The organism is Achromobacter sp. 2789STDY5608615 (assembly GCF_001298995.1).
Lineage (GTDB): Bacteria > Pseudomonadota > Gammaproteobacteria > Burkholderiales > Burkholderiaceae_B > Achromobacter > Achromobacter insuavis.
Genome location: NZ_CYTY01000025.1, coordinates 89,639 through 100,104 on the forward strand (window position 1 = coordinate 89,639; position 10,466 = coordinate 100,104).

General features: G+C 71.0%; 7 protein-coding genes and 1 pseudogene. 3 read left to right on the forward strand and 5 right to left on the reverse strand.

What is annotated here, in order from left to right; translation table 11 throughout:
• Positions 1-71 precede the first annotated feature (71 nt).
• From AOZ49_RS20885 to AOZ49_RS20905, 5 genes and pseudogenes are all read right to left on the reverse strand, one after another.
• Positions 72-1,781, reverse strand: coding sequence for an ABC transporter ATP-binding protein (locus tag AOZ49_RS20885; protein WP_054477497.1), 1,710 nt, complete (start codon positions 1,779-1,781; stop codon positions 72-74).
• A complete protein-coding gene (locus AOZ49_RS20890; protein WP_054433979.1) occupies positions 1,778-2,662 on the reverse strand; it encodes an ABC transporter permease in 885 nt (294 codons plus the stop codon). The genes AOZ49_RS20885 and AOZ49_RS20890 overlap by 4 nt, the downstream gene beginning before the upstream one ends.
• Positions 2,659-3,636, reverse strand: coding sequence for an ABC transporter permease (locus AOZ49_RS20895; RefSeq protein WP_054433978.1), 978 nt, complete (start codon positions 3,634-3,636; stop codon positions 2,659-2,661). The genes AOZ49_RS20890 and AOZ49_RS20895 overlap by 4 nt, the downstream gene beginning before the upstream one ends.
• Positions 3,637-3,649: 13 nt before the next feature.
• Positions 3,650-5,339 (reverse strand): annotated as a pseudogene (locus AOZ49_RS20900) (ABC transporter substrate-binding protein).
• A gap of 37 nt (positions 5,340-5,376) precedes the next feature.
• Positions 5,377-6,204 (reverse strand): hypothetical protein, encoded by an 828-nt coding sequence (locus AOZ49_RS20905; protein ID WP_054477499.1) that lies wholly within the window; start codon positions 6,202-6,204, stop codon positions 5,377-5,379.
• Between the two features lie 229 nt (positions 6,205-6,433).
• On the opposite strand from AOZ49_RS20905, the gene AOZ49_RS20910 reads away from it, so the two are divergent.
• The 3 genes from AOZ49_RS20910 to AOZ49_RS20920 are packed head-to-tail and all read left to right on the forward strand — an operon-like array spanning position 6,434 to position 10,288.
• The gene (locus AOZ49_RS20910; protein ID WP_054477500.1) at positions 6,434-7,675 is read left to right on the forward strand and encodes an SfnB family sulfur acquisition oxidoreductase; all 1,242 of its coding nucleotides are present in this window, start codon (positions 6,434-6,436) and stop codon (positions 7,673-7,675) included.
• Between the two features lie 4 nt (positions 7,676-7,679).
• On the forward strand, positions 7,680-8,897 hold the full coding sequence (locus tag AOZ49_RS20915; RefSeq protein WP_082380515.1) for an SfnB family sulfur acquisition oxidoreductase: 1,218 nt from the start codon (positions 7,680-7,682) through the stop codon (positions 8,895-8,897).
• A 20-nt stretch (positions 8,898-8,917) separates the two neighbouring features.
• Positions 8,918-10,288 carry an LLM class flavin-dependent oxidoreductase gene (locus tag AOZ49_RS20920; protein ID WP_054460575.1) on the forward strand — a complete coding sequence of 457 codons (1,371 nt, stop codon included), beginning with the start codon at positions 8,918-8,920 and terminating at the stop codon, positions 10,286-10,288.
• Positions 10,289-10,466: the final 178 nt, after the last annotated feature.

Sequence of the window (10,466 nt, forward strand, 5' to 3'; positions counted from 1 at the left end):
CCAATCCAGTATAGGCCCGCCCCTGCCCGCAATCCAGTACCGCATTCGGATGAGCGCCGCGCCCCGCCCTGTCAGGCGCGGCGACGCAGGGTTTCCCCTTCCCCGTCCAGGCCGCGCGGCAGCGCCTCGATCAGGCTGCGCGTGTAGGGGTGACGGGCCTCGCGCCACAGGGTGGCGTTGGGGCCTTCCTCGACGATGCGGCCGGCGTGCATCACCAGCACCCGGTCGGCCAGATAGTGCACCACCGACAGGTCGTGCGAGATGAACAGGTACGACAGGTTGAACTCGGCCTTCAGGTCGACCAGCAGGTTCAGGATCTGCGCCTGCACCGAGACGTCCAGCGCCGATACCGGTTCGTCGCAGATCACCAGCGACGGCCGCAGCACCAGGGCGCGGGCGATGCCGATGCGCTGGCGCTGGCCGCCCGAGAATTCGCTGGGGTAGCGCGCCAGTGCGGCGTGCGGCAGGCCGACCGCGTCCAGCATGTGGGCGATGCGGCGGCGCCGTTCCTGGCGGTCGGTGACGTGGTGGATGCGCAGCGCCGACTCCAGGATGTCGCCGACCGTGTGGCGCGGGTTGAGCGAGGCGTAGGGGTCCTGGAAGATCATCTGCACGCTTTGGCGGTAGGCCGCCAGGCCGCGCCGGTCCAGGCGCGCGGTGTCCTGCCCGCGCAGCAGGATCTGCCCGGCGGCGGGCGCCAGCAGCCGCACCAGGGTGCGCGACAGGGTCGACTTGCCGCAGCCGGATTCGCCCACCAGGCCCAGCGTCTCGCCGGGCGCGATCTCGAACGACACGCCGTCCACGGCGCGCTTGGCGCCCTGGCGGGTGGCGTAGTCGACCCGCAGGTCGCGCACCTGCATCAGGGGCAGGGGGTGGGGGTCGCCCGCCGCCGCATCGTTGGCGGCGGTCAGGCGCGGCGGCGTCACTAGGCCGAAGACCGGCCGTCCCGAGGCCGGGTCCAGCCGGGTGCGGATCTCCGGCAGGCGCCGCTGGCGGTAGTGGGTGGCGTCGTCCAGGCGCAGCGAGGCGCCCAGCAGGCCCTGGGTGTAGGGATGGCGCGGCCGCGACAGTAGCGTGGCGGCGGCGCCTTCCTCGACCTTCTCGCCGTTCACCATGACCGCGACGCGGTCGGCCCAGTCGCCGACCACCGCCAGGTCATGGGTGATCAGCAGCAGGCCCATGCCCAGCGCCGAGCGCAGGTCGTCCAGCAGCCGCAGGATCTGCGCCTGCACCGTCACGTCGAGCGCGGTGGTGGGCTCGTCGGCCACCAGCAGCGCGGGCTCGCAGGCGATGGCGGCGGCGATCATGGCGCGCTGGCGCTGACCGCCCGACAGCAGGTGCGGATAGTCGTCGACGCGGCGCTGCGGTTCGGGCACGCGCACCAGGTCCAGCAGTTCGATCGCGCGTTGCCGCGCGGCCCGGGCCGAGGCGCCGCGATGCAGCCGCAGGGCCTCGCCGATCTGCTGGCCCAGCGTCAGCACCGGGTTCAGGCTGGTCATCGGCTCCTGGAAGATCATGGCGATGCGGTCGCCGCGCAGGGCGCAGCGCTGGCGTTCGGGCAGCGCCAGCAGGTCGCGGCCCTCGAACAGGATGCGGCCGCTGGCGCGGGCGTGGCGCGGCAGCAGGCCGAGCAGCGCCAGCGCGGTGGAGGACTTGCCGCAACCGGATTCGCCCACCAGCGCCAGGGTCTCGCCGGCGGCGATGCGCAGGTCCAGCCCGCTGACGGCCTGGTGGCCGGGGAAGGCCACGTTCAGCCCTTGGATGTCGATCAGTGTGCTCATGGGGAGGCGGTCGGTAGCGGGGCGGCGGGCGCTACGGCGGCGCGCCGCCGCAGCTTGGGATTGAGCGCGTCGTTGATGGCGTCGCTCAGCAGGTTCAGGGCCAGCACGGCCGCCATGATGGTCAGGCCCGGCAGGGCGGTCATGTACCAGGCGGTGCGCAGCGCTTCGCGGCCGGCGCCGACCATGCTGCCCCAGCTGACCACGTTGGGGTCGCCCAGGCCCAGGAACGACAGGCCGGCCTCGGACAGGATGGCGTTGGCCACCAGCACCGCGGTGGTGACGATGATGGGCGGCAGCGCGTTGGGCAGGATCTCGCGGAAGATGATGCGGGCGTGGCCGGCGCCCAGCGCCTGCGCGGCGCGCACGAATTCGCGCTCGCGCAGGGTGATGAACTCGCCGCGCGTCAGGCGCGCGATGCCGGTCCAGGAGGTCACGCCCAGCGCGAAGATGATGGTCGACAGCGACGGCCCCAGGATCGCCACCAGCACGATCGCCAGCAGGAACGAGGGCACCGTCTGGAACAGTTCGGTCAGGCGCATCAGCGCCGCGTCCACGCGCGGCCCGGCGTAGCCGGCGATGGCGCCCACCAGCAGCCCCAGCGCCAGCGCGATGGCGGCCGAGGCGCCGCCCACCAGCAGCGAGACGCGGGCGCCGTGGAACAGGCCGGCCAGGATGTCGCGGCCCATCAGGTCGGTGCCGGCCGGAAACGCCGCGTCGGTCCCGGGCCAGGTGAAGGGCGCGCCGACCATTTCCAGCGGGTCGCCCGGATACAGCCAGCCGGCCGTGGCGGCCGCGGCCACCAGCGCCAGCAGGACCGCCGCGCCGACGGCGGCGGACGGCGCGCGCAGCAGGCGCGCCAGGAACAGCAAGGCGGGTTTCATGTCTTCCTCACGCGGGGATCCAGCAGGCCGTAGCAGGCGTCCACGGCGATGTTCATGACGGCCACCAGCGCCGCGCTCATCAGCAGGATGCCCAGCAGCAGGTTGACGTCGCGGCTGGCGATGGCCTCGAACGACAGCTGTCCCAGGCCGGGCCAGGCGAACACGGTTTCGACCACGATGCTGCCGCCCAGCAGCGCGCTGCTCTGCAGGCCGAGCATGGTGACCACCGGCAGGATGGCGTTGCGCAGCGCGTGGCGCCAGATCACGCGGGCCTCGCCGTTGCCGCGGGCGCGGGCGGTGCGGATGTAGTCTTCCTGCAGCGTCTCGATCATGGAGGCGCGCGACAGCCGCGCGTAGATGGCGACGTAGTAGATCGCCACCGTGGCCACCGGCAGCGCCAGGTGGCGCGCATAGTCCAGCCACAGCGCCCAGCCGGTGTAGGCGGCGCCGACGTCGCGGATGCCGCCCACCGGCAGCCAGTCCAGGTGCACGCCGAAGCCGACGATCAGCATCAGCGCGGTCCAGAACATCGGCGCCGAATAGCCCGCCGTGGCCAGGCCCGACAGCAGCGTGTCCAGCAGGCCGTGCGGCCGTCGCGCCGCCAGCACGCCGAGCAGCACGCCCAGCGCCACCGACAGCGCCAGGCCGGTGCCGATCAGCGCCAGCGTGGCGGGCAGGCGGCCCAGGATCAGGTGGGCCACCGGTTCGCCGTAGCGGAACGAGTAGCCCAGGTCCAGCGACGCCAGGCTCTTGAGGTAGTACCCCAGCTGCGCCAGCACGCCCTGGTCCAGGCCGTAGGCCTGCCGCAGCTCGGCCACGTGGGCGGGGGTGATGCCGCTGTTCTCGGCGGCGATCACGTCCACCAGGTCGCCCGGCACCAGCTTGAGCAGGAAGAAGTTGGCCACCCCGGTGGCGGCCACCACGAACAGGATCTGCAGCAGGTAGCGGACGGGGCGGGGCAGGCGCGCAAGCATGACGGGGGCTTCCTCAGGCCTTGCCGAGCCAGACGTGGGCGAAGTTGTTGCGCGAGTGCGACGAGGCGTCGGTCACGTTGCGCAACTGCTTGTCCCACACGCCGAACCAGCGGAACTCGAACAGGCCGATCAGCGGCAGGTCGCGCTGCGCCAGGCGCTGCAGTTCGTTGTATTGCTCGATGCGCTTTTGCGGATCGGTCTCGACCTGGGCCGCCTCGATGACGCGGTCCATCTCGGGGTTGTTGTAGCCGGACACGTTGTACCAGGGCGTGCCGCGCGCTTCCGCCTTGCTCCAGTAGCGCGTCTCCACGCCCAGCTGCGGGTCGATCAGCACCGTGCCCCACGAGCTGATGAGCTGGAAGTTGTAGTCGGTGAAGACGTTGCGGGTCCAGGTGGCCAGGTCCAGGCCGCGCAGCGTCACGTCGATGCCGATCTTGCGCAGCGCCTGCCGCACGAACTCGCCGGTGCGGCGGTAATCATCGCCGAACGGGATGTAGTCGTGCGTCAGCGCGAAGCGCCAGCCGCCGGCGCCGCGCGGGTAGCCGGCCTCGTCCAGCAGCTTCTCGGCCAGCGCCGGGTCGTAGGGATACTGCTGCACGTTGGGGTTGTGATAGGGCTTGACCAGCGACGGCACCGGGCTGACGAAGGGCTCGGCGTAGCCGTTCCACACCGTCTTCACCAGCGCCCGCTTGTCGACGGCGTGGGCGATGGCCTGGCGCACCTTGAGGTTGGACAGGATCGGATCGCGCAGGTTGGCTTCCAGCCACAGCCAGGCGGCAAAGCCGTTGTAGCCGGCCGTGTCCACCGCCAGCTTGGGCAGCCTGGACAGGCGGGTGGCGTCGGTGAACGCCACTGGATTGCGCTCGCCGTACGAGACCGCGCCCGTCTCCAGCGCGGTGGCGCGGCCCGAGACGTCGGGCACGATCTTCCAGACGATGCGGTCCAGGAACGGGCGCTCGGGCTGCCAGTAGTGCTCGTTGCGCTCGAGCACGATGTAGTTGCCGCGGTTCCATTCCTTGAAGACGAACGGCCCGGTGCCCACCGGCTTGTTGTTGTACGGGTTGTTCTGGATGTCGGTGCCTTCGAACAGGTGGCGCGGCAGGATCGGCGCGCCCAGCGAGTCGATGGCGTTGAGCGCCACCGGCGTGGGCTGCGACAGGTGCAGCACCACCGTGTGGTCGTCGGGCGTCTCGACCCGCTGCAGGTACTGGAACACGCGGCGCGCGCTGGGCGCATGCTTGAGCCAGACTTCCTCGGCCGACCACTTGACGTCGGCGGCGGTGAACGGCTTGCCGTCGTGCCATTGCACGCCCTGGCGCAGCTTGAAGGTGATGGTCTTGCCGTCGTCGGCGACGCTCCAGCTTTCCGCCAGCGGCGGCCGCGGCTTCAGGTCGGGGCCGTATTCCACCAGGCCGTCGAAGATCTTGCTGGCCACGGCGCCGGTGGGGGGTGGACGAGTTCAGGTAGAAGGCCAGCGTGGGCGGCTCGGGATGCACCACCGCGTTCAGCACGCCGCCCTTGACCGCGCCCTGCACGGTGTTGGGCAGGCTCTGCGTGTCGGCATAGGCGGGCGCGAAGATCACATTGGGGAAGAGGGCGCCGGCGCCCATCAGCGCGCCGGCGCTCATCAGCCAGCGGCGCAGGGGGTTGACGTCATCCTGCGGCGCGTCGGTGGCGGGCGCCGGGGGCAAGGGCTGGGTCATGCGGGTTCCTTCGGTCGTGAGGGGGAGTGCGGCCGCGTCAGGCGGCCAGGCTGGTCAGGGCGGGCAGGTCGTCGGGCGCCACGCGCAGGAGGGTGGCGAGCAGTTCGCGCCGCCAGGCGTCGTACAGCGCGACGTGGCCGCGGGTGTCCAGGCCGGTGGCGCGCAGGTTCAGCTGCCAGGAGTCGCGCAGGTAGGGGCCGAGGAGGCGCTGCACGTCCTCGTCGGCCTGGATCAGGCCTTCGGTCCACTCGTGGCGTTCGGTCTCGCTGGCGCCGGCCAGCTTGCGCAGCCACCACTGCGTGATGCGGATGCGATGCGCCTCCTCGTCGGGCAGGATGCGGTTCTCGCCGAATTCGCGATGGCCGAAGTCCAGCACGCGCGCGGTGCGGCGGTTCACGAACAGGCGCGCCAGGATGTAGTGCTCGTAGTGGAACTGCCAGGCCAGGAAGTTCTGCCAGTTGCGCAGCGCGAAGCCGCCGACCAGGTCCCAGGCATCGCGCACGCCCTGTTCGACCTCCGATCTGGCGTCGCGATCCAGCAGCAGGGTGGCCCGCGCCAGCGAAAACTCGGCATGGGCGGCGTCGTCGCCCAGCTGGCGCGCCAGCGCGAACTGGAAATCGGTGTCATCGCGGAACAGGCTGGCGATGGCGTGCGCCGCCACCTGGGTGATGAACAGGTCGTGCACCGTGTTCCAGACGGCGTACTCGCCGGCGGCCTGGCGCTCGGCGGCGCCGGCCAGGTCGCGCGGCGGCTCGATGCGCGCGGCCGGAATGTTCGGCGCGACCGTCAGGCGGATGTCGTCGAACAGGCGCGCTTCCAGCGTGCCGTCGTAGTCCAGGGCAATGGGCAGATCCAGTTCGGGCATGAGGGCAACGCCAGGCGGTCAACGGAAAAGCTCGACTCTAAGCAAGCGCCGAAGCGCGCCGCAAACACTCTTTCGTGATTTGGATATGCCCGGGCGCGGGCCGCTAATGGAGGGCATGGGCGCGCTCCGGCGCATATACCGATTCCAAATATCCGCATGAGAAATCCGTCCTTCCGCGCGCCGCGGCGGGCCGATAGGCTGCACCTTTCCCTTCCGTCCGCATCGTCCCATGCCCCAAGCCGCGAGTTCCTCTCTCCCGATCGATGACGACGCGGCCCCGCGCGTGGTGCCCGCCGCCCGCATCCGCGGCGACGGCGAGGCCATCGACGCCGCGCACGCGCTGGCGGCGGACTTCGCCCAGGGCGCGGCGCAGCGCGACCAGGCGCGCAGCCTGCCGTGGCGCGAGATCGAACGCTATTCGGCCAGCGGCCTGGGCGGCATCACCGTGCCGCGCGAGTATGGCGGCGCGCAGGTCTCGCACGTGACGCTGGCCGACGTGTTCCGCATCATCAGCGCGGCCGACCCGTCGCTGGGCCAGATTCCGCAGAACCACTTCGGCGCGCTCAACCTGCTGCGGCAGGTCGGCACGCCGCAGCAGAAGCGGCGCTACTACGAGGGCGTGCTGGCCGGCCGGCGGCTGGGCAACGCCGGCCCCGAACGCCACACGCGCCATGCGCGCGACGTGCAGGCGCGGCTGGTGGCGGATGGCGACGGCTACCGGCTGTCGGGCCGCAAGTTCTATTCGACCGGCGCGCTGTACGCGCACTGGATTCCGACCAAGGCGCTGGATACCGAGGGCCGGCTGGTGACGGTGCTGCTCGAGCGCGGCGCGCCCGGCCTGACGGTGGTGGACGACTGGTCCAGCTTCGGCCAGCGCACCACCGCCAGCGGCACGGTGCTGCTGGACAACGTGCGGGTCGAGGCGGATACCGTGCTGCCGGCCTGGATGCTGCTGGAGACGCCCGCGCTGCAAGGCCCGTTCGCGCAGCTGATGCAGGCCGCCATCGACGCCGGCATCGCCGAGGCGGCCCTGAACGACACCGTGAAATTCCTGCGCGAACGCGCCCGGCCGTGGGCCGAGGCCGGGGTCGAGCGCGCCACCCAGGACCCCTACGTGATCGGCGACGTGGGCCGGCTGTTCATCGACCTGCACGCGGCGCAGGCGGTGCTGACCGAGGCCGCGGCGCACCTGGACGAGGCCACGCCGCGCGCGCTGGATACCGATGACGTGGCCGCCGCCTCGATCGCGGTGGCGCGGGCCAAGGCGCTGACCACCGAGATCGCCCTGGCGGCCAGCGAAACGCTGTTCGAACTGTCGGGCGCCCGCGCCTCGCTGGCGGAATTCAACCTGGACCGTCATTGGCGCAACGCCCGCACCCACACGCTGCACGACCCGGTGCGCTGGAAGTACCACGCGGTCGGCAATTACCTGTTGAACGGGCGCCGCCCCAACCGCCATTCCTGGATCTGAGGCCATGACCGACATCGCCATCTCGACCCTGGCGCCGCAGCGCGCCGCGATCATCGGCAGCGACGCCGAGGCGCTCGACGTCGCGCGCGAACTGGCCGCCGACTTCGCCCGCGACGCCGCCGTGCGCGACCGCGAACGGCGCCTGCCGCTGCCGGAGCTGGAGCGCTATTCGCAGTCCGGGCTGTGGGGCATCACGGTGCCGCGCGAACACGGCGGCGCCGGCGTGTCGCGGGTGACGCTGGCCCAGGTCACCGCGATCATCTCCGGCGCCGACGGCTCGCTCGGCCAGATCCCGCAGAACCACTACTACGCGCTGGAGGTGTTGCGGGTCAACGGCAACGCCGACCAGCAGCGCCGCTTCTACGCCCGCGCCCTGGCCGGCGAACGCTTCGGCAACGCGCTGGCCGAGATCGGCACGCGCACCGCGGCCGGGCGCCGCACCCGCCTGTCGGACGATGGCCAGGGCGGCTGGCGCATCAACGGCAGCAAGTTCTATTGCACCGGCGCGCTCTACGCGCAATGGATCCCCACCGCGACGGTGGGCGAGGACGGCCTGCAGCGGCTGGCCTTCGTGCGCCGCGACAGCCCCGGCGTGGAAGTGATCGACGACTGGTCCGGTTTCGGCCAGCGCGTGACGGGCAGCGGCACCGTGCTGTTCAAGGACGTGGCCGTGCCCGCCGCGGACGTGATGGTGCTGATCGATCCGGCCGCGCCGCCCAACACCATCAAGCCGCTGGCGCAGATCATCCACGCCGCGATCGACCTGGGCATCGGCCAGGCCGCCCTGGCGGATGCGCTGGATTTCGTGCGCAACCGCTCGCGGCCGTGGATCGACGCCGGCGTCGAGCGCGCCGCCGACGATCCGTTGACCGTCAGCGAGTTCGGCCGCCTGTCGATCCGCCTGGACGCGGCCCGCGCGCTGGTGGCCCGCGCCGGCCGCATCCTCGACATCGCCACCGCCGACCCGCAACCGCAGCTGGTGGCGGCCGCCGCCATCGCGGTGGCCGAGGCCCGCGCCCTGACGACGGAGTCGGCCCTGGCCGCCGGCACCAAGCTGTTCGAACTGGCCGGCACCCAGGCCACGCTCGATCAATTGAACCTGGACCGCCACTGGCGCAACGCCCGCACCCACACGCTGCACGATCCGGTGCGCTGGAAGCGCCACGCGGTCGGCAACTACTACCTGAACGACGCCGCGCCCGGCCGCGTCGGCACCACTTGATTCCCTCGGAACCGCACGCCATGGCGAAGAAGCAGATCCTCCTGAACGCGTTCAACATGAACTGCGTCGGCCACATCAACCACGGCCTGTGGACGCATCCGCGCGATACGTCGACGCGGTACAAGACGCTGGACTACTGGACCGACCTGGCGCGCCTGCTGGAGCGCGGCCTGTTCGACGGGCTGTTCCTGGCCGACATCGTCGGCGTCTACGACGTGTACCAGGACTCGGCCGACCTGACGCTGCGCGAGTCGATCCAGCTGCCGGTCAACGACCCGTTGCTGACGGTCTCCGCCATGGCCGCCGCCACCCGCCACCTGGGCTTCGGCGTGACGGTGAACCTGACCTACGAGGCGCCGTACCTGCTGGCGCGCCGCTTTTCGACGCTGGACCACCTGACCGATGGCCGTATCGGCTGGAACATCGTCACCGGCTACCTGGAGAGCGCGGCGCGCGCCATGGGCCTGTCGGAACAGATCGCGCACGACGAGCGCTACGACCGCGCCGACGAGTTCCTGGAGGTGGCCTACAAGCTGTGGGAAGGCAGCTGGGACGACGGCGCGGTGCGCGCCGACCGGCGCGCGCGCGTCTATGCCGATCCGGCGGCGGTGCGGCGCATCGATCACGAGGGCAAGTACTACAAGGTGCAGGGCTATCACCTGTCGGAACCGTCGCGCCAGCGCACGCCGGTGCTGTACCAGGCCGGCTCGTCGGGCCGCGGCCAGGCCTTCGCGGCGCGCCACGCGGAATGCGTGTTCGTGTCGAGCCAGACCAAGGAAGGCCTGCGCAAGCTGGTGGCGGGCGTGCGCGAGTCGGTGGCCCGCGAGGGCCGCGATCCGCGCGATATCAAGTTCTTCATGGGCGTGACGGCGGTGGTGGGCCGCACCGAGGCCGAGGCGCGCGAGAAGCACGCGGAGTACCTGCGCTACGCCAACCCGGAGGCGGGCCTGGCCCATTACGCCAGTTCGACCGGCATCGATTTTTCGCGCTATGCGGCGGACGAGCCGATCCGCTACGTGAAGAACAACGCGATCGAGTCGGCGGTGAAGAACCTGACGGTGGCCCGCACGGACCGCACGGTGCGCGACCTGCTGGCCGACATGGCGCTGGGCGGCCGCTACCCGGCGCTGGTAGGCAGCGCGTCGCAGGTGGCCGATGAACTGGCGTCGTGGGTGGAAGAAACGGATATCGACGGCTTCAACCTGGCGAGGACGGTGACGCCGGAGTGCTATGCGGATTTCGTGGATCTGGTGGTGCCGGAGTTGCAGGAACGGGGGGTGTACAAGACGGCTTATGCGGAGGGGACGTTGCGGGAGAAGTTGTTTGGGGCGGGGAGGGCGTTGTTGCCGGGGGAGCATGTGGCTGGGGAGTATCGGCGGGTGATTGCCTAGCTTTTTTTGCGTGGCGGATGTTGCTTCGTAGGTCGCCCCTCGGTCGGGCGGACCCGATGGCGGGCGCCCACGATTGCGGTCCGGAGCGTTCGCTCCGGACTTCCCCTTCCTCATCCTTGTATGGTGTGGGTGCACCTTCCGCAGTGGGAGGGTGCTGGGGTAGGGACGTGCTCAACCA

What these genes read in the sequence shown, in the direction of transcription:
- AOZ49_RS20910 (WP_054477500.1), top strand. Translation starts at nt 6,434, where the DNA reads ATGCCCCAAGCCGCGAGTTCCTCTCTCCCGATCGATGACGACGCGGCC.
- AOZ49_RS20895 (WP_054433978.1), bottom strand. Translation starts at nt 3,636, where the DNA reads ATGCTTGCGCGCCTGCCCCGCCCCGTCCGCTACCTGCTGCAGATCCTG.
- AOZ49_RS20890 (WP_054433979.1), bottom strand. Translation starts at nt 2,662, where the DNA reads ATGAAACCCGCCTTGCTGTTCCTGGCGCGCCTGCTGCGCGCGCCGTCC.
- AOZ49_RS20885 (WP_054477497.1), bottom strand. Translation starts at nt 1,781, where the DNA reads ATGAGCACACTGATCGACATCCAAGGGCTGAACGTGGCCTTCCCCGGC.
- AOZ49_RS20915 (WP_082380515.1), top strand. Translation starts at nt 7,680, where the DNA reads ATGACCGACATCGCCATCTCGACCCTGGCGCCGCAGCGCGCCGCGATC.
- AOZ49_RS20905 (WP_054477499.1), bottom strand. Translation starts at nt 6,204, where the DNA reads ATGCCCGAACTGGATCTGCCCATTGCCCTGGACTACGACGGCACGCTG.
- AOZ49_RS20920 (WP_054460575.1), top strand. Translation starts at nt 8,918, where the DNA reads ATGGCGAAGAAGCAGATCCTCCTGAACGCGTTCAACATGAACTGCGTC.